Below are 22,937 nucleotides of genomic sequence, written 5' to 3' on the forward strand. Positions count from 1 at the left end.
ACTTTGCGGCGTTTCGGCGCGGTTGATAGCCCTGTGTCTTGACAAACCGTCCAGACGGTATCTTTATGCCGGCATGACAGAAGCCCATCGCCGCAAGAAACAGCCCGAACAGGTCCGCCAGCAATTGCTGGAGGTGGCCGCACGCCTGTCGCACGAGCAGGGGGTCGCAGGCATCACGCTCGATGCGGTGTCGCAGGCCGCCGGCGTCAGCAAGGGTGGGCTGTTGCATCATTTCCCCAACAAGCAGGCGCTGCTCGACGGCTTGTTCGACGATCTCGTCGCCCGGTTCGATGCGGCGATCGAAGAGGCGATGGCCGCAGATCCCGTGGCGCAGGGGCGCTTTACCCGCGCCTATGTCGATGTCTGCTCCAAGCTCGATCCGGACGCCGACGTTCCGGGCTGGCGGATGCTGACGATCGCGATGATCGCCGAGCCGAACCTGAAGGGTCGCTGGCGTGAATGGGTCAGCTGCCGCGCGCAGGAGTTCGCTGACACCGATGCTTCGCCCAACTGCGTGCTCGCCCGCCTTGCCGCCGATGGCCTCTGGCTTGCCGACCTGATGCAGAGCCATGATCTCGATGCCGTGGCACGCCTCGCCCTGGCGGACAATCTCAAAGCGCTTTCGGCGCGATAGGCCGAAGGAGGTCCAGATGAACCCCGCCATGCTCTATGCCGTTCTGGTTGTCGCCATCGTCTTCGAGGTCCTCGGCACCTCGGCGATGCAGGCAGCCCAGCACTTCACCCGGCTGGTGCCGACGGTCACGATGGTCGTTTGCTACGCGATCGCCTTCTTCTTCCTGTCCTACACGCTGCGCTACATTCCGGTTGGTATTGCGTATGCGGTGTGGAGCGGTCTCGGCATCGTGTTGATTTCCCTCGTCGGCTATTTCGCCTTCGGCCAGAAGCTCGATCTTGCTGCCATGCTCGGGCTCGGGCTGATCATCGCCGGCGTCGTCGTGCTCAACGTCTTTTCCAAATCCACGTTCCATTGACGCCTGCCGGCTGACATCCGGGTACCGGCATCGGGCAAGGCAAAAAGCGCTTGCAATGACCTTCGCGCGTGACTAGTTCTAGCAATTGAAACCGCTTTCAATTTAAACCGATGCGCATAAACGGGAGTTTGCCGATGTCGATCCGGACAGTCGTGTGGGGCGAGAACATTCACGAACAGACCAATGATGTCGTCAAAAGCATCTATCCGAACGGTATGCACAACACGATCGCGGCGGCGCTGAACACCGACGTCTCGATCAAGGCGACGACGGCGACGCTGCAGGAGCCGGAACATGGCCTGAGCGAGGAGCGGCTGGCGAAAACCGATGTTCTTCTGTGGTGGGGGCACAAGGATCATGGCGCCGTCAGCGACGAAGTGGTCGAGCGCGTCGCCAGGCGCGTCTGGGAAGGCATGGGCCTGATCGTTCTGCATTCCGGCCACTTCTCCAAGATCTTCAAGCGGCTGATGGGCACGCCCTGCGCGCTCAAGTGGCGCGAGGCGGGCGAGCGCGAGCGCGTCTGGGCGATCAATCCGCGCCACCCGATTGCCGAGGGCATCGGCGAGAACTTCGTCCTGGAAAACGAGGAGATGTACGGCGAGCAGTTTTCGGTGCCGGAGCCGCTGGAGACCGTGTTCATCTCATGGTTTGCCGGCGGCGAGGTGTTTCGCTCTGGCCTGACGTGGCGCCGCGGTGCCGGCAACATCTTCTATTTCCGTCCGGGTCACGAGACCTACCCGACCTATCATGACGGCAATGTCCAGAAGGTGCTGCGCAACTCGGTGAAGTGGGCCTACAACGCCGACAACCGCTATACCGCCATCCATGACGCACCGAACGTGCCGGTCGAAAACGCGCTGGAGCCGATCGTCGAGCGTGGGCCGAAGCTGCACGAGGCCGGCGAAGCCGGCTACAGGTGAGCGCCATGCGTCTTCTCGTTGTTGGAACCGGCGGCATGGCCAACAGCCATGCCGAAGCCTTCGCCGCGATCGAAGGTGTTGAAATGGTCGGGGCTGTGGACGTCGACCCCAAGCGCGCCAAGGATTTTGCCGAAAAGCACGGCATCGCCAATACGTTCACCTCGCTCGACGCGGCGATCGCCTGGGGCAAGTTCGACGCGGCGACGAACGTGACGCCTGACAAGGCGCATCACCCGACGACGCTGGCGTTGCTTGCCGCGGGCAAGCACGTGCTGTGCGAAAAGCCGCTGGCGGAAAACTACGCCAAGGCCGCGGAGATGGCTGACGCTGCCGAGCGCTCCGGCCTCGTTACCATGGTCAACCTGACCTATCGCAATGTGGCGCCACTGCAAAAGGCAAGGGCGATGGTGCTCGCCGGCGATGTCGGCAGGCTGCGCCACCTCGAAGCGTCCTATCTGCAGAGCTGGCTGGTCTCCAAGGCCTGGGGCGACTGGGCGACGGAATCGCAATGGCTCTGGCGGCTGTCGACCAAACATGGTTCGAACGGCGTGCTCGGCGATGTCGGCATCCATATCCTCGATTTTGCCGGTTATGGCGCCGGCACGGACGCGGAGCGGGTCTTCGCCCGTCTGAAAACCTTCGACAAGGCGCCGGGAAACCGCATCAGCGAATATGACCTCGACGCCAATGACAGCTTCGTCATGACCGCCGAGTTCGGCAACGGCGCCATGGGCGTGATCCATGCCAGCCGCTGGGCGACCGGCCATCTCAACGAGTTGCGCCTGCGCCTGCACGGCGACAAGGGCGCGCTTGACGTGGTTCACACGCCCGACGGCTCGACGCTTCGCGCCTGCCTCGGCGCTGATGTCGAGACGGCGACCTGGCGCGATGTCGATGCCGGTACTGTGCCGACCAACTACCAGCGCTTTGCGGCGGCGGTTAAGGATGCAAAGACGGTCGAGCCCGGGTTCCGCCATGCGGCCAACCTGCAGAAGGTGCTCGACCTCGCAATGGAGACCGAGGCCGAGCGGCGCGAGCTTGCTGTCTGATTAGGCCTCAGCCCGGGGGGGGGGCGGTGGAGTTGCGCATGACCAGCTCCACCGGCCAGACCTCGCGCAGGTCGCTCGCCGGCGTGCCCTGGAGCAGATCCAGGACCATCTCGGCGATCCGCGTTCCCGCAGCGCGGATCGATGACCGGGTCGTGGTAAGCGTCGGGATCAGGTTTTCGGGACTGAGATAGGGAAAGACGTCGTCATGGGCGATCAGCGAAATGTGCTCGCCGACGGTCAATCCGGCACTGCGGATTGCCCGCATGGCGCCGAGCGCCGACATCATCGAGCCCGCCAGCACCGCCGTCGGACAGTTCTCCTGGCTTAGAAACCCCTGCATTAGCCGGAAGCCCATCTCGTCGGTAAAATCGCCATTGCCGAGCAGGTTGGGATCGATATCGATGCCGCGCGAGCCGAGCGCTGTCGCGTAGCCGTCCTGGCGATGCTCGGTGAAGGTATAGCCGCGATGCCCGTTGACGAGCGCGATGCGGCGATGTCCGAGCGCCGTCAGGAGCTCGGTCGCCTGGCGGATCGCGCCGAAATTATCGATGTCGAGATAGGCGAAATCGCCTGCCGTTTCGGTTCGTCCGTGCAGAACGAAGGGCAGCCGCAGCTCCGTCAGAAGCGCGATGCGCGGATCATCGACCGCAGGCGAATGCAGGATCACCGCATCGACGCGTTTGCTCGCGGCCAGCCGGCGGTAGGTCGCAAGCTCCGCTTCCCGCGTGTCCACCGTCGAAAGCAGAATGTCGACGTCGGCCCGCTGCAGCCGGCTGCCGAGGCCTCCCATGAATTCGCTGGTATGCGGGCCGAAATCGCCGCCGCCGCGAAAGACGATGCCGATGGTGCCGACCCGTCCGGTCGCAAGCCCGAGCGCGCTGGTGTTCGGCCGATAGCCGAGTTCGGCAGCCGCCTTCAGCACCCGTTCGCGCGTTGCCTTCTTGACTTCCGGATAGCCGCTGAGCGCCCGGCTGACCGTCGTCTGCGACAGTCCCAGCCGGCCCGCGAACTCCTTGAGATTCATTTCATTTTCCCGTTGCCCGGCCGATTATAGACCGCCGGGCTTTCACCGTGCAACCAGAAGCGCCCTTAAGGTGCGACGGTCGAGCCGACTGTGTTTTCGACCGACTGCCCAAGGCGGCGGACCTGATTACCGTAGTTGGCGCGGGTGCGCGGATCGAAGATCATGATCGGCGTCGATACGGCAACGCTTGCGGCGCTACCGACGGTCTGGGCGGTGCCGAGCGCCACCGCGCCGACGCGCTCGCCGAGACCGACATCGGAATCGGTGACCGTCTGTCCGGCGATCAGGCGATTGCCGAGCAGTTGCACGACTTCGGGACTTTCTGCAAATTTTCCGTGGTTCAGCTTGTCGCCACCTTTCAGTGCCGTCAGGTCGAGAACGGTGATGCCGGCGGTCTCCAGCTGGGTCCGATAGGGCTCGACCGTCGGGTCGATCTGGCCGAGACGGTCGATGTTGCCGGAGATGCGGCGGGAGAGATTGAGCGCGCGGTCGTCGCGCGACACGAACAGCGTGAATTTCGGCCGCGCCTTGCCCATCGCCTGGATCTGCTTGCCGAAGACGTCGACGTCGAGATCGGGCGACGCAAGGATGACATCGGTGATTTTCGGCGTCACGCGTCCGTCGCGGATTGCCATTTGTCTGAGCGCCTCGACCGTCACCCAGGATCCCATCGAGTGGGCCATGACCGTGATATCGCCGACCTTCGGGTCGCGCGACGCCCGGCGCAGCAGGTCTTCAAGCGCGTCGCGGGAGTAGTTGGTGCTTTCCTTGTCGTAATTGTAGTCGAAGACACTGGCGCGGGAGGGCCAGGTGAAAATCACCGGGGCGACGTCGGTGCCTGAATCGTGCACGATCTGGGCGTAGCGATAGACCGCGTCCTCATAACGGTTGTTGAAGCCGTGGACGAAGATCAGCACGCGCCGGCTTTTCGGCAGGTTGCCCTTCAGCCAGGATTGCGCATCATCCTTGCCCTTCAACGGCGTCACGCTGACGGTCGAAAATTCGCGTTCCGGATTGGCTGGCAACTTTTTCGGCCACTGCACCTGACCGACCGTGCGGCTCTTTTCCGGTGGGATGGAGACGACAATTTCCGTGAGCGACAATTCGTCGGCGCGCTCGCCGCTGAATAGCACGCCCGGCTCGGCGGACGGCGCGCGGGTGGTGGCGACCAGCAGGTCGACTTCAGAAGCGCCTCCGGCCGTTCCCGATGGGACGAGCACGCCGACGGGCCGGCTGGCGCAGGCTGCGAGAACGGATGCCAGGAGCAGAACGGTGGCGATGCGGCCCACTTGGCCCGGTCGGCCAGCCCAAGAAAACAAACGCAGCAACAAAACCCCCAATGCCGCATCATGCGGCGTGCCGATCCATAACCCCGGATCCGGCAAGTCTCATGCCCTAGAAATGGCAGAAATTCTGCCCTCATCATAGCTTTTCGGCCGGTTCGCGGTCCTTCTGGCGGTGCGCATGCGGCAAACATGCAACATTTCGCGACAGCGGGCACTGGGTAAAACCCCTTGATATCAATTGAAAACGCTTCGACCTTTCAATAGCATCCGATCTTTCCTCCTTCGGTGCGGCATTGCATGCCACATCCGATCTCCCTGAAAACATAAGGAAATTGGGAATGCAGGCGGTTTTCGATGGCCACAATGACGTGCTCCTGCGGCTGTGGCAGAACGCACGCAAGGGAAGCGACCCGGTAGGCGAGTTCGTCACTGGCACCGATCAGGGCCATATCGATGCGCCACGGTCGAAAAAGGGCGGCCTCGTCGGCGGTCTCTGCGCGATCTACGTTCCCTCGGGCGACCTTGTGCTGGCCGGCCCTGACGCGAATGGACATTACGCCACGCCGCTCTCGGCCCCGATCGAGCATCTGCCGTCGCTTCGCGTCGCCGTCGAGATGGCCGATATCGCCGTGCGCCTCGATCGTGCCGGCGCCTGGAAGCTGTGCCGCTCGACCGCCGAAATCCGCGAGGCGATCGGGCAGGGCATTTTCGCCTCCGTTCTGCACATGGAAGGCTGCGAGGCCATTGGCGCCGATCTGTCGGCGCTCGAAACCTTCTATGCCGCGGGCCTGCGCACGCTCGGTCCGGTCTGGAGCCGCCACAACGCCTTTGCCCACGGCGTGCCTTTCGCCTTCCCGATGTCGCCCGATACGGCGCCGGGCCTGACCGAGGCCGGCTTCGAGCTGGTCAAGGCCTGCAACCGTCTCGGCATCCTCATCGATCTTGCCCATATCACCGAAAAGGGCTTCTGGGATGTGGCGAAAACGAGCGACCAGCCGCTGGTCGTCAGCCATTCGAATGCCCATGCGTTGACGGCGGTTGCCCGCAACCTCACCGACAAGCAGCTCGATGCCGTCAGCGAAAGCAAGGGCCTGGTCGGCCTCAACTACGCGACCACGATGCTGCGCGCCGATGCGCAGGAGAATGCGGCGACACCGCTGTCGGACATGGTCCGTCACATCGATTACATGGTCGAGCGCATGGGGATCGATTGTGTCGGTCTCGGCTCCGACTTCGATGGAGCGACGATACCGGAAGATATCGGCGATGCGGCCGGCAGCCAGAAGCTCGTTGCCGCGCTTAAGAGCGCCGGATATGGTGACGCCGAACTGGCAAAGATATGCCGGGAGAACTGGCTGAGAGTTCTGGGGCAGGCTTGGCACGAGGCCGCCTGATCCATGAAGAAGAGCCCCGAACAAGGGCACAAACGAGGGAACTGCAAAAAATGATGCACAAGCTCAATGGACGTCTACGTCTTCTGACCGCTTCGGCAGCGCTCGCCATGGTAATGGCCGCGACCGCACCGGCCTTTGCCGAAACGCCGAAGGACACGCTGGTCGAAGCCTTTGCGATCGACGATGTCATCTCCATGGATCCGGGCGAAGCTTTCGAGCTGACCGCGGCTGAAATCACCGGCAACACCTACAGCATGCTGGTGCGCCTCGATATCAACGACACCACCAAGGTCGTCGGTGATCTCGCCGACAGCTGGACCGTGTCCGACGACGGCCTGACCTATACGTTCAAGCTGAAGCCCGGCCTGAAGTTTGCCTCCGGCAACCCGGTGACGGCTGCCGACGTCGCCTGGTCGTTCGAGCGTGCCGTCAAGCTCGACAAGAGCCCGGCCTTCATCCTCACCCAGTTCGGCCTTAACGGCGAGAACGTGACGGAAAAGGCCAAGGCCACCGACGATACCACTTTCGTCTTCACCGTCGATCAGCCCTATGCGCCGAGCTTCGTGCTCAACTGCCTGACGGCAACGGTCGGTGCCGTGCTCGACAAGAAGCTGGTGCTTGAAAACGTCAAGCCGGTGACGCCGACGGACGAGTACAAGTTCGACAACGACTTCGGCAACGAATGGCTGAAGACCGGCTATGCCGGTTCGGGCCCGTTCAAGCTGCGCGAGTGGCGCGCCAACGAAGTCATCGTCCTCGAGCGCAACGAAAACTACTATGGCGAACAGGCGAAGCTCGCCCGCGTCATCTATCGCCACATGAAAGAAAGCTCTGGCCAGCGCCTGGCGCTGGAAGCCGGCGACATCGACGTCGCGCGCAACCTGGAGCCGGGTGACTTCGACGCCGTTTCGAAGAACGCCGACCTTGCCACGACGAACGCGCCGAAGGGCACCGTCTACTACATCAGCCTCAACCAGAAGAACGCCAACCTCGCCAAGCCCGAAGTGCGTGAAGCGTTCAAGTACCTGGTCGATTACGATGCGATCGGCTCGACGCTGATCAAGGGCATCGGCGAAATCCACCAGAGCTTCCTGCCGAAGGGCGTTCTGGGCGCGCTTGACGAGAACCCCTACAAGTTCGACGTCGCAAAGGCGAAGGAACTCCTGGCCAAGGCCGGCCTCGCCGACGGCTTCACCGTCACCATGGACGTGCGCAACGGCCAGCCGGTCACCGGCATTGCCGAATCCTTCCAGCAGACGCTCGGCCAGGCCGGCGTGAAGCTGGAGATCATCCCCGGCGACGGCAAGCAGACGCTGACGAAGTACCGTGCCCGTAACCACGACATGTATATCGGTCAGTGGGGCATGGACTATTTCGACCCGAACTCGAATGCCGAAACCTTCACGGCCAACCCCGACAACTCCGACGAAGGCAAGAACAAGACCCTTGCCTGGCGCAATGCCTGGGACGTTCCGGAGCTGACGAAGAAGACCAAGGATGCGCTGCTTGAGCGCGACAGCGCCAAGCGTGCGGAAACCTACAAGGAACTGCAGAAGACGGTGCTGGGCGAAAGCCCGTTCGTCATCATCTTCCAGCAGACCGAAGTTGCCGGCTACCGCGGCAACGTCAAGGGCCTGAAGCTCGGCCCGAGCTTCGACACCAACTTCGTCGCCGGCATCTCGAAGGAATAACCCGAAAGGACAGTTCCCTTGAGCATGAGCGGAACAGAACGGATGGGCGGGCGCCGACGCGCCCGTCCGGCGAAGATCATGGGCGCCGTCTTGCGGTTCCTGGTGATCGTCGTCACCACCTATCTCGGCCTTCTGGCCGTGACCTTCTTCATCGGCCGGGTCATCCCGATCGACCCGGTGCTCGCCGTTCTCGGCGACCGGGCGCCGACGCATGTCGTCGAAAGGACGCGCGAGGCGATGGGGCTGAACCTGCCCCTCTATCAACAGTTCTTCATCTATGTCCGCCAGGCGCTGACCGGCGACTTCGGCATCTCGGTGCTGACGACCAATCCCGTGATGACCGATATCCGCCGCGTCTTTCCGGCGACCATGGAGCTTGCCACGCTCGGCACCCTGATCGGGGCCATCTTCGGCGTGCCGCTCGGGGTTCTTGCCGCCGTCAAGCGCGGCAGCATCGCCGACCAGATCGTGCGCGTCATCGGCCTTGTCGGCTATTCCGTGCCGATCTTCTGGCTGGCGCTCCTGTCGCTCCTGGTGTTCTACGCCCGGCTGAAATGGGTCGCCTATCCCGGCCGCATCGACATCGTCTTCGAATACACGTTCACGCCGATCACCGGCTTCTACCTGTTCGACGCGCTCTGGCAGCGGCAGTGGGATGTGCTCTGGGACGTGTTCCGCCACATCATCCTGCCGGCTTCGCTGCTCGGTTATTTCTCGCTGGCCTATATCAGCCGCATGACGCGCAGCTTCATGCTGAACGAACTGCAGCAGGAATATATCGTTGCCGCCCGCGCCAAGGGCCTTTCGGAAACCCGCATCATCTGGGGCCATGCGCTGCGCAATGCCGCCGTGCCGCTCGTTACCGTGATTGCGCTTTCCTATGCCGGTCTGCTTGAGGGTTCGGTGTTGACCGAAACCGTCTTCGCCTGGCCGGGCCTTGGCCTCTACATCACCAATTCGCTGCAGAATGCCGACATGAACGCCGTTCTCGGTGGCACCATCGTCATCGGTTCGGTCTTTATCGGCATCAATCTCCTGTCCGACCTTCTCTACCGGACGCTTGACCCAAGGACGCGCCAGCGATGAGCACCGTCACAGAAACCCGCCCGATGACGCGCCGCGAATGGCTGTTGTCCGACCGGCCGCAGTCGCGTACGCAGGCGCGCCTCGGCCGCGCCTACATGACCTGGCAGCGCTTTTCCGCCAACAAGCTGGCCGTTCTCGGCCTGCTCATTCTGCTGGCGCTGGTGTTCATTGCGGCCTTTGCCAACGTGCTGGCGCCGCACTCGCCCTATATCGGCGATCTCGCCAATGCCCGCCTGCTGCCGCCCGGCACGCCGGGCTACCTGCTCGGCACCGACGACCTCGGCCGCGACATTCTCTCCCGGCTGATCCACGGCTCGCGGCTGACGCTTGCCGTCGTGCTCCTTGTCGCCATTATCGCGGCTCCCGTCGGGCTCATCGTCGGCGCGGTTGCCGGTTACGCCGGGGGCTGGGTCGATGCGGTGCTGATGCGCATCACCGACATCTTCCTCGCGTTCCCGAAGCTGGTTCTGGCGCTCGCCTTCGTGGCGGCGCTTGGTCCCGGCATCGAGAATGCCGTCATCGCCATCGCAATCACCTCCTGGCCGCCCTATGCCCGCATTGCGCGCGCCGAAACGCTGACGGTGCGCAACTCCGACTATATCGCCGCCGTGCAACTGATGGGCGCGTCGCCGACGCGCATCGTCTTCAGGCACGTGATGCCGATGTGCATGTCGTCGCTGATCGTGCGCGTCACTCTCGACATGGCCGGCATCATCCTGACAGCCGCCGGTCTCGGCTTCCTCGGCCTCGGCGCCCAGCCGCCGCTGCCAGAGTGGGGCGCGATGATTGCGTCGGGTCGCCGTTTCATCCTCGACCAGTGGTGGGTTGCCACCATGCCCGGCGTGGCGATCCTGATCGTCAGCCTCGGCTTCAACCTGCTGGGTGACGGCCTGCGCGATGCGCTCGACCCGCGGGAGAGCGGACAATGAACCCGCTTCTGACCGTTGATGATCTCAAGGTTTCGTTTCCGACCCGCACCGGGGTGGTCGAAGCCGTGCGCGGGGTCTCCTTCACGCTCGGGCGCGAGCGGCTCGGCATCGTGGGCGAGAGCGGGTCCGGCAAGTCGCAGACCGGCCGGGCGATCATGGGCCTGACGCCGGCGCATGCGCGGGTGACGGCGAAAACGCTTTCCTTCGAAGGCATCGACCTGCTTTCGGCCGCGCCTAAGGTGCGGCGGGACCTCAGGGGCAAGCGGATCGCCATGATCCTGCAGGATCCGAAATACTCGCTGAACCCGGTGATGAGCATCGGCCGTCAGATCGTCGAAACATTGACGCGCCACGAAAACGTCGGCCGCGCGGAAGCGCGCGAGCGGGCGCTCGATATGCTGGAGGCGGTGCAGATCCGCGATCCGGGCCGCGTTTTTGACCTCTATCCGCACGAGGTTTCGGGCGGCATGGGGCAGCGCGCGATGATCGCGATGATGCTCGTGGCGGGACCCGAGCTGCTGATCGCCGACGAACCGACGTCTGCGCTCGATGTGACGGTTCAGCTCGAAGTGCTTGGTATCCTTGACAAGCTGGTTTCCGACCGCGGCATGGGTCTGATTTTCGTCTCGCACGACTTGAGGCTGGTGTCGTCGTTCTGCGACCGCGTCATCGTCATGTATGCCGGCAAGATCGTCGAGGAGCTTGCCGCGTCCGACCTCGCAAACGCCAAGCATCCCTATACCCAGGGCCTGTTGAACTGCATGCCGGCGATCGGCTCCGATCGCCACCCGCTGCCCGTTCTCGATCGCAAACCGGAGTGGGCACTATGACGACCGCCACCGTATCCGCCGAAAATCTTGTCGTCACCTATGACGAGTTCAAGGCGCTGGACGATGTCAGCATCGATGTTGCGCCCGGCGAATCCTTCGGGCTCGTCGGCGAGTCCGGCTCCGGCAAATCGACCCTGCTGCGGGCGGTCGCCGGCCTTGCGCCTGTTACCTCAGGCAAGATCCGCGTGCATGACCGTGTTCTTGTCGGCAGCCGACGGGACAAGGCCTTCTATCGCGACGTGCAGATGGTGTTTCAGGACCCCTACGGTTCGCTGCATCCGCGCCAGACGATCGATCGGCAGTTGCTCGAACCTCTCGCCATTCACGGCGTCGCCGACGGCGAGCGCCGAATCTTGAAGGCGCTCGACGAAGTCGGCCTCGGCTCGGGCTTCCGTTTTCGCTACCCGCACCAGCTTTCGGGCGGCCAGCGTCAGCGTATCGCGATTGCCCGCGCACTGATCCTCGAACCGTCAATCCTGCTTCTCGACGAGCCGACCTCGGCGCTCGACGCCTCGGTGCAGGCGGAGGTGCTGAACCTGCTCGAACAGGTCCGGCGCGACCGCAAGCTGACCTTCATCATGGTCAGCCACGACCTCGGTGTCGTCACGCATATGTGCGACCGGCTGGCGGTGATGCAGAACGGCCGCGTGGTCGAGCGGCTGTCTTCGGCGGATCTCGTCGCGGGGCGGATCGGTGAAGAGTACACGCGCAACCTGATGGTCGCGAGCAAGGGCTTTCAGCGCAAGGGCGCTGCCGCCTGACATCGGCGCACCAGCCGTCGTGCCGAAATGGGCGTCGGCTGGTCAATGCGTGTGTGCTGCGGAAGCAAGGGCAAGGACGAACACCGGCGCTCCAGAAATCCGATTCTGGAGCATGCTATTCGCGCTCGGGACCTTCACTGGAAGGTGTGATGCTCCGGGCTCAGCTGCCGTTTTCCCAGGTCGAGGTGGAGTTGGTGATCACCTTGCGGATGTTGCGCTGGTCCCGCCATTCCCGGCCCATGTCGCGAATGACCGGCTTTTGCTCCGGCGAGAAGATGTAGTTGCGATGGCCCGCCACGTAAGCTTCCATGGCCGGGTTGACCCCGGAATAGAACTGTTTTTCCGGATCGCGGCTGAGATCCATCAGGCTGGCGCAGTGGCGCGCGAAGCTGCCGCGCAGGATCGATGGCGAAGTGGTGAACTTCGGGAAGGTGCGGAAGAGTGGGATCTTGATGCCGAGCAGCCGCGCATATTCGTTGCGCTGGTGGAAATGGCCCTTGCGGGCAATGTCCCAGTTCTGGTCGGCGGTATGAAACGAGACCTGCATGACCGAGGCATCGGCGAAGGGCTCGAAGAGTTCCTTGCCCATCTCCCTAAGCGAAATCCAGTCGTCTTCCAGGTGGAAGACATAGTCCGACTTGCTTGCCGACCAGACCCTTTCGACCGCGGCGCAAAAGCCGGGTTGCTCCGGCTCGAAAATCACCGCATCGGGGAAGTGCCCACGCATGACCTGGATGCAGGCGGCATGGTCTTCGGGCGTGCCGAAGGCCGGATCGAGATTGAGATAGGTCGATCCCATATCAAGATGGCAAAGCACCTTCTCGCGAAAACTCGCAAGGGTTTGCGCAAGCAGTTCGGGCCGCCGGGTGGCAACGATGCAAAGGTCAATCTGAGGCATTGCACTTCCTGATCGATGCGGCGGCTTGCTGCCTGCCTTTCGCGCGGTCGCTCCCCGGCGGAGTGCACGGGAGGTTGGAAGGCGCTGGTAGGGCGTGCCACAACGGCCACAGTATCGCTGCCAATGAAGGTCTTCGCTTAGACCAAGCCACGATCTTGCGCAATTGTGCAGCCTTGGACTTCCATGCGATATTTTCCGACGGAAACCCGTCACGGCAATCCTTGGCAACGGTCTACCTGCCTTCGCATCGACCTGAGACTGGATGAGCGGACGGCCGCGCTCCGCCGCCGCGTATTCAACGTGCCTTGAAGCGGACAACACCAATATGGCGACACCGGGCAGCGGTGGCGGATTGACAAGTTCGCTCCAGTTGGCCCAGAAACCTTGCGAAACGTGATGATCGAGTGACACAGGGATGATCGATAAAGTGAAGGATACTGCGCTCGAGATTGTCGTGGTTAATCTTGAACGTTCCGTCGAGCGACGCGAGGACATGGTACGCCTGCTTGAACCGCTCGGATTGCCCTACAGCTTTTTCGATGCGGTCGACGGGCGAAAGGGGCGGCATTCGTCGTTTGACCATTTTGACGAGCATCTTGCTGAAGTTCGCAGAGGGTTCATTCTCAATGCAGGTGAACTTGGGTGCTTCGCCAGCCACTATCTTCTCTGGGAGCGTTGCGTGCGAGAGAACAAGCCGCTTCTCATCTTCGAAGACGACGTCGTTCTCAACGACAATTTTGCGGAAGCCTATCACTTCGCCGCCCGCAAGATCGAACGCTACGGGCTCTTGCGGTTCTCCGGGCACAAGCGGCGCCAATGGGCGACATGCGAGCGCCTGAACGACGCGATGCGCATTGTTCGCTTCGAGCGTGGACCGCACGGGACGTCGTGCTATGCGGTGTCGCCGAAGGCGGCATCCAAGCTTTTGGCCAAGGCCGCGATCTGGTTCGAGCCGGTCGATTGCCACCTGGATCGGTTCTGGACCCACGGGGTCGGGTCCTATGGGATCTCGCCGTTGCCTGTCACGCATGCGGCCGAAACGCCCGAGCAGTCGGAGATCTGGCAAGGAGGCCAGCGTGCAAAGAAGTCGCGGCGCTTCCGGCGATTGCGGGCGATCTACCGCGCGCGTGACGATATCGGTCGCTTCCTGAGCAATCTGCCTTATACGGGGCGATGGAAAGAGCCGGAAGGGGCCTGACAGCCCTTGGCAAGATGGTCAGAACATACTGAAGCAACCCAACAATCGAAGGTAAACTCTTGATCATTACGCGTATCCTTGGTGGTCTCGGCAACCAGATGTTTCAGTATGCGGCCGGTCGGTCGCTGGCGTCGGCAAGCGGGCAAAGGCTGAAGCTGGATCTGACGGAAATGCAACGCTACAAGACCTGGGCTTTCGGGTTGGAGCAGTTTGCGATTGAAGCCGAGCGCGCACGCCCGGAAGAGGTTCCGGCGAAGCCGGGCAGGGGGCTCTTCAACAAGGTAAAGTCGCGGCTTCTGCCCAAGACATCGCCCTGTCTCATCGCCAAGGAGCGAGCCAATACGTTTGACGCGGCGATCCTCGACTTGCGTGGCCCGGTGCATCTCCAGGGCTACTGGCAGACCGAGAAGTACTTCGCCTCGGTGGCAGATGTCATCCGCAAGGAATTCGGACTTAGGGCGCCCTTCAGCGCTGCAAGGCAAGAGGTCTTGCGGCAGGTGCGCGCTGCCGACGCGCCCGTCTCTGTCCATGTTCGCCGCGGTGACTATGTCAGCAATCCCTCGGCCAACTCCATTCACGGGACATGCGAACCGGAGTGGTATGCCGAGGCAATGCGCCAGATGGCTGTACGCTTCGACAATCCGTCCTTCTTTGTGTTCTCCGATGATCCGGCCTGGGCGCGCGCCAATCTTCCTTCCTGGCCGTCGATGACCTTCGTGGAGCCTCAGGCGGATGGTCGGGACGGCGAGGACATGCACCTGATGGCGGCATGCCGCGCGCACATTATCGCCAACAGCACATTCAGCTGGTGGGGGGCGTGGCTCAATCCGAGAATGGATAAGCACGTAATTGCGCCAGCACAGTGGTTTCGCTCGAAGGATCACGATGCCAGCGATATCCTGCCTGCGACGTGGCAGGGTCTGTAGAAAACGACGACTTCAGAAACCGCGGGTTAGAACACGTCAACGAGCCATGCAATGGGCGATAGAAAGAGCTCCTGTTAGGATTGGCCGCTGACCGCCCTAATCAAGTACGAAACCCTCGCATATAGGCGTGGTGCGCGGCAGGCAGTTTGCTGCCGGCACCACTCGAATTCGGGCCCGTCGCGTCAACGGGCCGCCGTCACATTACTTCCAATTCGTCTTGCCGAACACCGAGCGCAGCAGTTCGAATTCCTGTTCAAGCGGGTAGTGATGGTTGCCGATAAAGAAGCCGTGTTTGTCGGCCGTATCAGCGTTGCTCAGGTCGCCGGCAACGGAATAGTCGAACCATTTCAGAACTTCGTTCTTGGCAAAGTTGCCCGCGACGATCGGCCGGACATCGACCTGTGCTTCGGTGAGCAAGTGAAGCATGTTTTCCCGCGTCACGCCGGAGTCCGGTTCGACAATCAGGCTGAAGCCAAACCAGCTGCTTTGGCCAATTTCGCGCTGGACCCGCAGGAACGGATAGTCGCGCATCAGCTCAAGGAATTTCTCGGCGTTTTTTCGGCGCTCTCCGACGATCTTGGGCAGCTTGCGGAGCTGGGTCAATCCCAGCGCGCCGCTCATTTCGAGTGGGCGCAGATTGTAGCCGGGCAGCACGAACCGGAACGATTCCGTAAACGGGTCATCGCTCTTCTCGGTCGTCACGCGATTGACCTTCGGCAGGTTCCTTGTCCAGCCATGGGCGCGCAAGGACAGCATGACGTGGAACAGCTCCTCGTCGTCGGTCACGACAAGCCCACCTTCCATCGTCGATATGTGATGGCTGAAGAAGGAGCTGAACGAACCCATCAGTCCGAAAGTGCCAGCCTGCCGGCCTTCGTACAGGGCGCCCATCGACTCGCAATTGTCTTCGATGAGGGCGATGTCGCGATCGCCGATGATGGCCTTGATGCGGCCAAAGTCATTGGGATTGCCGAGAAGGTTCACGGCCATGATCGCTCTTGTATCCGGCGTTATTGCCTGAGACAGTTGATCGAGATCGAAATTCAATGTCTCCGCGTCGATGTCGACAAAACGAAGCTTCAGCCCATACTGATGAAGCGGGTAGTAGGTCGTGCTCCACGACACCGCCGGCACGATGACTTCCGCTCCCGGCAGAAGAGGTGAGGCCGAGCGATACCGCAAGGCGGCGACCATCAGGAGGTTGGCGGAGGAGCCGGAATTGACCATGACGCAATATTTGCTGCCGACATAGTCCGCAAAGGCTCTCTCGAACTGCGAAACCTTCTCGCCCATCGTAAACATGCCAGACTTGATGACGGTCTGGAGGGCCTCGTATTCTTCTTCATCCCAAGTGGAATTGGCTAACGGATAAGGCATATCAGGCTTCCATTGAAAGGTAGTATTCGTAGGTTTCTCGGATACCGTCGCGAAGCGTCGTGCGTGGCGCCCAGCCCAGCGTCGTCTGTTTTGTTACATCCAGCAGCTTGCGTTTCATTCCGACCGGTTTTGAGATGTCATGGGCAAAGGCGCCGTCGTAGCCGATCACATCCGCAGCGACCTGGTAGTATTCGTTCACACTAAAATCGTCGCCCAGGCCGATATTCAGCAAGCTCGGCATGGAATCGAAGTTGGCGATGGCGAAGACGATCGCATCCGCGAGATCTCCGGCGAACATGAATTCGCGCCGTGCTGAGCCATCCCCCCAAATCTCGACCGATTTCTCGCCGCGCGTCTTGGCGACGTGCAGCTTGTGAATGATCGCGGGTATGAGATGCGAGACGCCCGGGTCGAATTTGTCAAACGGGCCGTACAAATTGCATGGAATGACCGTCTTGTAGCTGTGTTGCGGGCTCTCCCTCGTCACATATTCGCACAAGCGCGCGACAGCGCATTTGGCCAGGGCGTATCCTTCATTGGTCGGCTCGAGCGTGCCGCTCAGAACCTGTTCCTCACGCAACGGATCCTCGCTGTTTCGAGGATACATGCAAGAACTGCCCAAGTTGAGCAACCGCGGCACGCCGGCCGAGCGGGCAGCAAGGACGATGTTGTTTCCCATGGTCCAGTTGTCGGACAGAAACCGCACCGGCTCTTTTATGTTGACCTGAATGCCGCCAACCACGCCCGCGGCATGGATCACCACATCGGGGCTCAGTTGCTTGAGGGCATCCTGTGTCTGGTTGAAATCCAAGAGGTCGAGTTCGCGTCTGCCAGGGGCGACAATGTCGATCCCGGCGGTGCGGCAAAGCGATAGCAGGTTGCGCCCAACCATGCCGCCTCCACCTGTCAGCAGAATTTTCGTCATTCTCGTATCTCGCTTTGCAATTCGTGCGGGGACGGCAGCGTTACTGGCTTTCCATTTCGCGCAGGTCGTATTCCACCATCTCCCTGACGAGATCTCGAACGCCGATCTCATGCGACCAGCCGAGTTTCTCCAGGGCCTTGGACGGATCGCCAATCAAGAGGTCGACTTCCGTCGGCCGGAAATAGCGTGGGTCGACTTCGACGAGCACCTGGCCGGTCGCGTCATCGATACCTGTTTCCTCCACGCCGCTACCCTGCCAGCGCAGGTTGATGCCCACATCGGCGAAAGCCCATTCGACGAATGTCCGCACCTCGGTGGTTTTCCCGGTGGCGAGTACGTAGTCGTCGGCCTTGTCCTGCTGCATCATCAGCCACATTCCGCGGACGTACTCGCGCGCGTGACCCCAGTCTCGTTTGGCGTCGAGATTGCCAAGGTAGAGTTTGTCCTGCTTGCCGAGCTTGATGGCTGCGGCCGCGCGCGTGATCTTCCTCGTGACGAACGTCTCTCCGCGCAGCGGGCTTTCGTGGTTGAAGAGAATGCCGTTTGAAGCGTGCATGCCGTATGCTTCGCGATAGTTCACGACGATCCAGTACGCGTAGAGTTTCGCCGCGGCATAGGGGCTGCGGGGATAGAATGGCGTTGTTTCGCGCTGAGGAACTTCCTGAACCAGGCCATAGAGTTCGGATGTCGATGCCTGGTAGAACCGCGCCTTGTCGGTCAGTCCGAGGATGCGAATGGCTTCCAGCAGTCGCAACGTTCCAAGCGCATCCGAGTTGGCAGTGTATTCCGGCGTTTCGAACGAAACCTGGACATGGCTTTGTGCGGCCAGGTTGTAGATTTCATCCGGCTGCGTTTCCTGCATGATCCGGATGAGGTTGGTTGCGTCCGTCATGTCGCCATAATGCAGGAAGAAGCGCGCATTCTTCTCGTGAGGATCCTGGTAGATATGGTCGATCCTGCCGGTATTGAATGATGAGGACCGGCGCTTGATGCCGTGTACGATGTAACCCTTGTCCAACAGGAATTGTGCAAGGTAGGCACCATCCTGTCCCGTAACGCCAGTGACGAGGGCTACCTTAGATTTCTCAGCCATACGAACCTGTCCCATGGTTAGCTATAAACTTGTGCCAGCGAATGAGAGCCACGCGGAACGGCGCCGTTTCTGTCGCCAGTAGCTCGACCATCAAATCTGCACACTCACACGTCGCAGCCTGTATACGAAAACGGACGCTCAATAAACCACCTGAGTACAGCTCTACCAGTCTTCTCGAAACGTCGAACCGGGACGTTCCAGGCAACGGAGAAGAAGCGATGAAGCTGGCCCTTGCCTGTCGCCCGGATGCCGGTGTCACACTGCGCAGTGCTTTGCTTTGATATTTGCTAAAGTAGCCATTGCTGCCTGATTCCTTGCGTTGTGCTATTGTTGCGCGCTCACGACCCGTGTGTCGGCGAGGCGATGGAAATGCAGCGCAAGCTGGTTGCGATCATGGTGGCGGATTTCGTCGGATCGACCGCGGCGATGGAGAGCCATGAGGAAGAAGCGGTGGAATGCGTCTCCGCCTGCCTGAGGGCGGTGGGCGATACGGTCGTGCGTCATGATGGCCGGGTGTTCAACACCGCCGGCGATGCTGTGCTTGCCGAGTTCGGGAGCCCGGTCAACGCCCTTCGTGCTGCCATGGAGGCGCGCAGTTCGCTTGCAACAATCCCCGATGCGACGCCGAACCACATGCGCTTCGGGTTGCACCTGGCCGATGTCTTTGCCGTCGGCGACGATTTGAAGGGCAATGGAGTCAATCTCGCCGCAAGGCTGCAATCGGAGGCTGCCGCCGGAGCGATCGAGGTGTCCGAAGCTCTGTATCAGCAAGTCCGCCGGGCATCACCCTGTGCCTTCGAGGAAATCGGCGAGCGCCGGTTCAAGGGGGTCACCGATCCGATCCGTGTCTACCGGGTCGGCACGAACATCGACCGGCACCGATTTCTCTCGGCACCGACGCGCGAGGCGCCGCCGGCGGCAATGCGTCCGAATTCGGTCATCGTCACCCCTTTCGTGGCGTTTGCGGCCAGTCCGGATGAGCAGTCCTTCCTGACCGAAGGGCTGACCGATGACCTTACCCTGGAGCTCGGTCGGCTGAAGAGCCTGTTCGTCAGCTCGCGCTCTGCCTCGGTAGCGCTTTCCACTCGCGATCCCGTCGAGGTCGGACGGGCGCTGGGCGTGCGCTATGTCGTCTCGGGCTCGGTGCGCAAGCTCGCAGGCGCCGTGCGGCTCAATGTGTCATTGTCGGAGACGGCGAACGGGCATCTCGTCTGGTCGGACCGGATCGAGCGCCCGTTCGAGGAACTGCTTGCCGTGATCGACGAAGTGACGGCCCGGATTGCCGCGACGGTTGCCGGGCGGATCGAGCAAGCGGAGTTGGTCGCCGCCCGGCTGAAGCGGCCGGACAACATGTCGGCCTACGAATATTACCTGCTCGGGCTCGACCATCACCGCCTGATCGGGGTGGCCGACCGGCACATCGGCGAAGCCATGCGCTGGTTCGAACGATCGATGGATGCCGACCCTTCTTTCGGCCGGCCGGTCGCCATGCATGTCTGCGCCTGGAGCAACCTGCCGGATTTCGACCTGTCGGCCGGCGAAAGGCAGGTCGCGCACGCGCTCGATCTCGATCCCACGGATCCGGACTCCCACCGTATCATGGGCGCGATCAAATGCATGGAGGGCGACTTCGTCGCCTCGCGGCATCATCACGAGCGGGCGATCGAGCTGGCGCCGAACGATGCCTATATCGCCGGGCGATGCGCTGCCTTCTACACCTATGCGAACGAAGCGGAGCGGGCGTTGGCGTTGCTCGACCGCGCCGAGGCGCTGGACCCGTTCCTGCCGGTGTGGATCGTCGAGGAACGGGTCGCCTCGCTCTATATGCTCGGCCGCCACGACGAGCTCTTCGCCGTGGCGCGGGCACTGCCCTATCAGACGCGGCGCACGTTGATCTACCGTATCGCTGCGCGGATGGCGCGGGGCGATACGGACCGCGCGCGCCAACTGGTCGCGCAGGCGAAGGCGCTCGATCCGAAGCTGTCGGCCGGTTACATTCGCACCCAGGAGTTCTTCAGGGACCGGACGGTCACCGACGCGCTCGTCAACACCGTGCATGCAGCGGGTTTGCCGCTGGCGTGATCGACCAAGGCACCGTCAGCCCGCGCGCGCCAGTGCCACGGCGTCGGCTCCGGCCGGAAAGTGCAGCTGTCCCGACAGATCATTGGCGGCCTGCCAGACCGCGTCGGCCACATCGCCTTCCCTGGTGATCAGCGGCGGGTTGGCAAAGGCTTCGAAGATCGGACCGGCGAATGCGGCATAGGTCTCGGGGATCAGGTCGGCGATGTCGATGCCGGCATTGTGCGCAAACCGCGTGCTCGGCGCATAGCCGGGCTCGACCAGCTTGGCGCGCACGCCGAAGGCGGCAAGTTCGTGGGCAAGTGAGCCGGTAAACCCCTCGATCGCCGTCTTGCTGGCGGTATAGGCGGCGGCAAGTGGCATCGCGGCAAGGGTGACGCTGGAGGTGACGTTGACGACGACGCCGGATCTCCTGGCGCGGAACTGCGGGATCACCGCCTGCGTCATCGCCATGACGCCGAACGTGTTGGTGTCGAAGATCTTGCGCACATGCGCCATCGGCGTCGCCTCGAAGGCGCCGACGACGCCGATGCCGGCATTGTTGACCAGCGCGTCGATCGGTCCGCTCGCCGCAAGCGCAGCCGCGATGCTGTCGGGGTCGGTCACATCCAGTTGCACGACACGCATATGCGGCGAGCGCGGGAGAATATCCTCGTGCGGCGTGCGCATGGTGGCAATCACGCTCCATCCCTTGGCGTGGAAGTGGCGTGCGGTTTCGAGGCCATAGCCGGACGAGCAGCCGGTGATCAATACGGTTTTCATGACATATCCCTGGTTGGTTCTGATGGCTGGATCATACCGGGCGCTTTCAGGACGATATATAATTGAAAATCCAAATTTGATTTGTAATAGTCCTGAAATGATCGATCCGCTCTCTGAAATCATCACGCTGCTCAGGCCCAGTGCGGTGTTTGCGAAAGGCATCAGCGGCGCCGGCCGCTGGGGCGTGCGCTATTCCGACTTCGGCCATCCGGGCTTCTGTACCGTGCTTGAAGGGTCGTGCCGGTTGGCGGTCGACGGACAGGAGCCGCTGGTGCTTGTGGCCGGCGATTTCGTCCTGTTGCCGACGACACCCGGTTTCACCATGACGGGGTTCGAGCCGGTGACGCCGACATTCATCGATCCGAAATCCGCACCCGATCCCGTTGACGAGGTTCGCCACGGCGACCCCGATGGCCCGCCAAGCGTGCGACTGCTCGGCGGCTATTTCGCCTTTGCAACTGTCGATGCCGGCTTGCTGGTGTCATTGCTGCCGGCGCAGGTGCATGTGCGCGGTGCCGAGCGGCTTTCAATCCTGGTCCGGCTGCTGACTGAGGAGGCCGCCGAGCGGCGGGCCGGGCGCGATCTTGTGCTGGCGCGCCTCATCGAGGTGTTGCTGATCGAGGCGCTGAGGTTGACGCAGCGGCCGGATGCTACACCCGGATTGCTGCGCGGGCTTGCCGACACGCGGCTGGCCGAAGCGATCAGGGCGATGCACGGCCAGCCGGCGCGGTCCTGGACGGTCGCCGAACTTGCCAAGGCGGCCGGGCTCTCGCGCTCCGCCTTTTTCGATCGCTTCACCCGCAATGTCGGAGTGGCACCGATGGAGTATCTGCTCGCCTGGCGCATGGCACTGGCAAAGGATCTGCTGCGCAATCGCAACGCCGACATTGCCGATGTCGCCGAGACGGTCGGCTACGGCTCCGCCAGCACCTTCAGCACCGCCTTCAGCCGTCACGTCGGCCAGCCGCCGGGGCGCTATGCGCGCACGGCGGCCGAGGGGTAGGGCAGGGTGGCAGCGCTGCGCTGCGCCAGGCCTCAGGGCCCCGCGGAAAGACGATGGGTCCTGTCGACCATCGCCACGATGATCTCGAAAAGTTCGGCCCGGGCCTCGCTTTCGGTGATTTCCGCGGTCGCGGCGGCATGGGAGAGCGCGTCGGCGGCGCCGAGCATCGCCCAGAAGCCGGACTGCGCGATCCCTGCCGGACCGGCGAATGGGGTAAGTACCCCGCGGCATTTACCGATGAAGACCAGTTGATAGTCGCGCCTGACCGCCTCCAGCTCCGGAGAGCCGGCAAGGCCCGCGAGCACGCCGGGGATCTCCCGGCCCTGCGCCAGCACGCAGTCGACATAGGAGGATGCGATGACCCTGGCCGTCTCCTGCAATGTCGGGCCGCGGGCCGCGAGTGCCACGTCGATCAGCGCCGTCTGCTGGGCGTCGAAATCCTTATAGAGCGCAGTCAGCAGGCCGTTGCGCGTACCGAAATGATCATAGATCACCGGCTTGGTGACGCCAGCCTCGTCGGCAAGGCGCGGCAGCGTCAGCACATCGGTGCCTTCCTCACGCGCAAGCCGCCACGCCACGTCCAGCAGTTGGCGCAGCCGCTGCTCACGGCTCAGGCGCACGCGTTTGCCGGCGGCCCGGATTTCTTCATGTGTGCTTGACATCGCTATATACCAAAAGTAACTTACCTTAAGTATATAGATGAAACCCATTGAT

At 62.3% G+C, this 22,937-nt stretch carries 22 protein-coding genes; 14 read left to right on the plus strand and 8 right to left on the minus strand.

Features of this window, described 5'->3' with window-relative positions:
* Window positions 1–73: 73 nt before the first annotated feature.
* From RTP54_RS21160 to RTP54_RS21175, 4 genes are all read left to right on the plus strand, one after another.
* Window positions 74–634: a TetR family transcriptional regulator gene (locus tag RTP54_RS21160; RefSeq protein WP_312365689.1), complete on the plus strand. Its 561-nt coding sequence runs from the start codon at window positions 74–76 to the stop codon at window positions 632–634.
* Window positions 635–650: 16 nt separating this feature from the next.
* Window positions 651–992: a DMT family transporter gene (locus tag RTP54_RS21165; RefSeq protein ID WP_112810649.1), complete on the plus strand. Its 342-nt coding sequence runs from the start codon at window positions 651–653 to the stop codon at window positions 990–992.
* A 134-nt stretch (window positions 993–1,126) separates the two neighbouring features.
* Entirely contained in the window at window positions 1,127–1,912 is a 786-nt protein-coding gene (locus RTP54_RS21170) for a ThuA domain-containing protein (RefSeq protein ID WP_312365692.1), read from the plus strand.
* 5 nt (window positions 1,913–1,917) lie between these two features.
* Window positions 1,918–2,961, plus strand: a complete 1,044-nt coding sequence (locus RTP54_RS21175) for a Gfo/Idh/MocA family oxidoreductase (protein WP_312365694.1) — start codon at window positions 1,918–1,920, stop codon at window positions 2,959–2,961.
* Between the two features lie 7 nt (window positions 2,962–2,968).
* On the opposite strand, the gene RTP54_RS21180 is transcribed toward RTP54_RS21175, so the two are convergent.
* Together RTP54_RS21180 and RTP54_RS21185 are read right to left on the minus strand one after the other, a co-directional pair.
* On the minus strand, window positions 2,969–3,985 hold the full coding sequence (locus tag RTP54_RS21180; RefSeq protein WP_112817625.1) for a substrate-binding domain-containing protein: 1,017 nt from the start codon (window positions 3,983–3,985) through the stop codon (window positions 2,969–2,971).
* A gap of 65 nt (window positions 3,986–4,050) precedes the next feature.
* Window positions 4,051–5,274 (minus strand): alpha/beta hydrolase, encoded by a 1,224-nt coding sequence (locus RTP54_RS21185; RefSeq protein WP_162703593.1) that lies wholly within the window; start codon window positions 5,272–5,274, stop codon window positions 4,051–4,053.
* 335 nt (window positions 5,275–5,609) lie between these two features.
* Here RTP54_RS21185 and RTP54_RS21190 point away from each other — a divergent pair, with 335 nt between their 5' ends.
* From RTP54_RS21190 to RTP54_RS21215, 6 genes are read left to right on the plus strand one after another with little or no spacing between them, the layout of a single operon-like run.
* Window positions 5,610–6,665 carry a dipeptidase gene (locus RTP54_RS21190; RefSeq protein WP_112817626.1) on the plus strand — a complete coding sequence of 352 codons (1,056 nt, stop codon included), beginning with the start codon at window positions 5,610–5,612 and terminating at the stop codon, window positions 6,663–6,665.
* Between the two features lie 50 nt (window positions 6,666–6,715).
* On the plus strand, window positions 6,716–8,356 hold the full coding sequence (locus RTP54_RS21195; protein WP_112810652.1) for an ABC transporter substrate-binding protein: 1,641 nt from the start codon (window positions 6,716–6,718) through the stop codon (window positions 8,354–8,356).
* 42 nt (window positions 8,357–8,398) lie between these two features.
* Window positions 8,399–9,442 carry an ABC transporter permease gene (locus RTP54_RS21200; RefSeq protein WP_112810653.1) on the plus strand — a complete coding sequence of 348 codons (1,044 nt, stop codon included), beginning with the start codon at window positions 8,399–8,401 and terminating at the stop codon, window positions 9,440–9,442.
* Window positions 9,439–10,371: a nickel transporter permease gene (gene nikC / locus RTP54_RS21205; RefSeq protein ID WP_112810654.1), complete on the plus strand. Its 933-nt coding sequence runs from the start codon at window positions 9,439–9,441 to the stop codon at window positions 10,369–10,371. The genes RTP54_RS21200 and nikC overlap by 4 nt, the downstream gene beginning before the upstream one ends.
* Window positions 10,368–11,201 carry an ABC transporter ATP-binding protein gene (locus RTP54_RS21210; RefSeq protein WP_112810655.1) on the plus strand — a complete coding sequence of 278 codons (834 nt, stop codon included), beginning with the start codon at window positions 10,368–10,370 and terminating at the stop codon, window positions 11,199–11,201. Before nikC ends, RTP54_RS21210 begins: the two co-directional genes overlap by 4 nt.
* Window positions 11,198–11,962 (plus strand): ABC transporter ATP-binding protein, encoded by a 765-nt coding sequence (locus RTP54_RS21215; protein WP_112810656.1) that lies wholly within the window; start codon window positions 11,198–11,200, stop codon window positions 11,960–11,962. Before RTP54_RS21210 ends, RTP54_RS21215 begins: the two co-directional genes overlap by 4 nt.
* A gap of 160 nt (window positions 11,963–12,122) precedes the next feature.
* Here the strand turns inward: RTP54_RS21215 and RTP54_RS21220 are convergent, their stop codons facing one another.
* Window positions 12,123–12,860 (minus strand): hypothetical protein, encoded by a 738-nt coding sequence (locus RTP54_RS21220; RefSeq protein WP_312365701.1) that lies wholly within the window; start codon window positions 12,858–12,860, stop codon window positions 12,123–12,125.
* A gap of 415 nt (window positions 12,861–13,275) precedes the next feature.
* Between RTP54_RS21220 and RTP54_RS21225 the strand changes: the two genes are divergently transcribed.
* Entirely contained in the window at window positions 13,276–14,058 is a 783-nt protein-coding gene (locus RTP54_RS21225; RefSeq protein WP_312365703.1) for a glycosyltransferase family 25 protein, read from the plus strand.
* A gap of 59 nt (window positions 14,059–14,117) precedes the next feature.
* The gene (locus tag RTP54_RS21230; protein WP_312365704.1) at window positions 14,118–14,984 is read left to right on the plus strand and encodes an alpha-1,2-fucosyltransferase; all 867 of its coding nucleotides are present in this window, start codon (window positions 14,118–14,120) and stop codon (window positions 14,982–14,984) included.
* Between the two features lie 201 nt (window positions 14,985–15,185).
* Here RTP54_RS21230 and RTP54_RS21235 read toward each other — a convergent pair whose 3' ends face one another.
* From RTP54_RS21235 to gmd, 3 genes are read right to left on the minus strand one after another with little or no spacing between them, the layout of a single operon-like run.
* Window positions 15,186–16,361 carry a DegT/DnrJ/EryC1/StrS family aminotransferase gene (locus tag RTP54_RS21235; protein WP_312365706.1) on the minus strand — a complete coding sequence of 392 codons (1,176 nt, stop codon included), beginning with the start codon at window positions 16,359–16,361 and terminating at the stop codon, window positions 15,186–15,188.
* A gap of 1 nt (window position 16,362) precedes the next feature.
* On the minus strand, window positions 16,363–17,286 hold the full coding sequence (locus tag RTP54_RS21240) for a GDP-L-fucose synthase (RefSeq protein WP_312365708.1): 924 nt from the start codon (window positions 17,284–17,286) through the stop codon (window positions 16,363–16,365).
* A gap of 40 nt (window positions 17,287–17,326) precedes the next feature.
* Entirely contained in the window at window positions 17,327–18,379 is a 1,053-nt protein-coding gene (gene gmd, locus RTP54_RS21245; RefSeq protein WP_112810663.1) for a GDP-mannose 4,6-dehydratase, read from the minus strand.
* A gap of 369 nt (window positions 18,380–18,748) precedes the next feature.
* Here gmd and RTP54_RS21250 point away from each other — a divergent pair, with 369 nt between their 5' ends.
* A complete protein-coding gene (locus RTP54_RS21250; protein ID WP_312365710.1) occupies window positions 18,749–20,461 on the plus strand; it encodes an adenylate/guanylate cyclase domain-containing protein in 1,713 nt (570 codons plus the stop codon).
* 15 nt (window positions 20,462–20,476) lie between these two features.
* On the opposite strand, the gene RTP54_RS21255 is transcribed toward RTP54_RS21250, so the two are convergent.
* Window positions 20,477–21,220 (minus strand): SDR family oxidoreductase, encoded by a 744-nt coding sequence (locus RTP54_RS21255; protein ID WP_312365711.1) that lies wholly within the window; start codon window positions 21,218–21,220, stop codon window positions 20,477–20,479.
* Between the two features lie 97 nt (window positions 21,221–21,317).
* Between RTP54_RS21255 and RTP54_RS21260 the strand changes: the two genes are divergently transcribed.
* Window positions 21,318–22,223 carry an AraC family transcriptional regulator gene (locus tag RTP54_RS21260; RefSeq protein ID WP_312365712.1) on the plus strand — a complete coding sequence of 302 codons (906 nt, stop codon included), beginning with the start codon at window positions 21,318–21,320 and terminating at the stop codon, window positions 22,221–22,223.
* 32 nt (window positions 22,224–22,255) lie between these two features.
* Here the strand turns inward: RTP54_RS21260 and RTP54_RS21265 are convergent, their stop codons facing one another.
* A complete protein-coding gene (locus RTP54_RS21265) occupies window positions 22,256–22,885 on the minus strand; it encodes a TetR/AcrR family transcriptional regulator (protein ID WP_312365713.1) in 630 nt (209 codons plus the stop codon).
* Window positions 22,886–22,937: the final 52 nt, after the last annotated feature.

Origin of the sequence: Ensifer sp., from assembly GCF_031989085.1 — a bacterium.
GTDB lineage: Bacteria > Pseudomonadota > Alphaproteobacteria > Rhizobiales > Rhizobiaceae > Ensifer.

Coding starts and splice junctions, on each gene's coding strand:
- gmd (WP_112810663.1), bottom strand. CDS start 18,379: ATGGCTGAGAAATCTAAGGTAGCCCTCGTCACTGGCGTTACGGGACAG.
- RTP54_RS21210 (WP_112810655.1), top strand. CDS start 10,368: ATGAACCCGCTTCTGACCGTTGATGATCTCAAGGTTTCGTTTCCGACC.
- nikC (WP_112810654.1), top strand. CDS start 9,439: ATGAGCACCGTCACAGAAACCCGCCCGATGACGCGCCGCGAATGGCTG.
- RTP54_RS21190 (WP_112817626.1), top strand. CDS start 5,610: ATGCAGGCGGTTTTCGATGGCCACAATGACGTGCTCCTGCGGCTGTGG.
- RTP54_RS21195 (WP_112810652.1), top strand. CDS start 6,716: ATGATGCACAAGCTCAATGGACGTCTACGTCTTCTGACCGCTTCGGCA.
- RTP54_RS21250 (WP_312365710.1), top strand. CDS start 18,749: ATGCAGCGCAAGCTGGTTGCGATCATGGTGGCGGATTTCGTCGGATCG.
- RTP54_RS21255 (WP_312365711.1), bottom strand. CDS start 21,220: ATGAAAACCGTATTGATCACCGGCTGCTCGTCCGGCTATGGCCTCGAA.
- RTP54_RS21175 (WP_312365694.1), top strand. CDS start 1,918: ATGCGTCTTCTCGTTGTTGGAACCGGCGGCATGGCCAACAGCCATGCC.
- RTP54_RS21200 (WP_112810653.1), top strand. CDS start 8,399: ATGGGCGGGCGCCGACGCGCCCGTCCGGCGAAGATCATGGGCGCCGTC.
- RTP54_RS21180 (WP_112817625.1), bottom strand. CDS start 3,985: ATGAATCTCAAGGAGTTCGCGGGCCGGCTGGGACTGTCGCAGACGACG.
- RTP54_RS21235 (WP_312365706.1), bottom strand. CDS start 16,361: ATGCCTTATCCGTTAGCCAATTCCACTTGGGATGAAGAAGAATACGAG.
- RTP54_RS21265 (WP_312365713.1), bottom strand. CDS start 22,885: ATGTCAAGCACACATGAAGAAATCCGGGCCGCCGGCAAACGCGTGCGC.
- RTP54_RS21215 (WP_112810656.1), top strand. CDS start 11,198: ATGACGACCGCCACCGTATCCGCCGAAAATCTTGTCGTCACCTATGAC.
- RTP54_RS21165 (WP_112810649.1), top strand. CDS start 651: ATGAACCCCGCCATGCTCTATGCCGTTCTGGTTGTCGCCATCGTCTTC.
- RTP54_RS21260 (WP_312365712.1), top strand. CDS start 21,318: ATGATCGATCCGCTCTCTGAAATCATCACGCTGCTCAGGCCCAGTGCG.
- RTP54_RS21225 (WP_312365703.1), top strand. CDS start 13,276: ATGATCGATAAAGTGAAGGATACTGCGCTCGAGATTGTCGTGGTTAAT.
- RTP54_RS21240 (WP_312365708.1), bottom strand. CDS start 17,286: ATGACGAAAATTCTGCTGACAGGTGGAGGCGGCATGGTTGGGCGCAAC.
- RTP54_RS21170 (WP_312365692.1), top strand. CDS start 1,127: ATGTCGATCCGGACAGTCGTGTGGGGCGAGAACATTCACGAACAGACC.
- RTP54_RS21220 (WP_312365701.1), bottom strand. CDS start 12,860: ATGCCTCAGATTGACCTTTGCATCGTTGCCACCCGGCGGCCCGAACTG.
- RTP54_RS21160 (WP_312365689.1), top strand. CDS start 74: ATGACAGAAGCCCATCGCCGCAAGAAACAGCCCGAACAGGTCCGCCAG.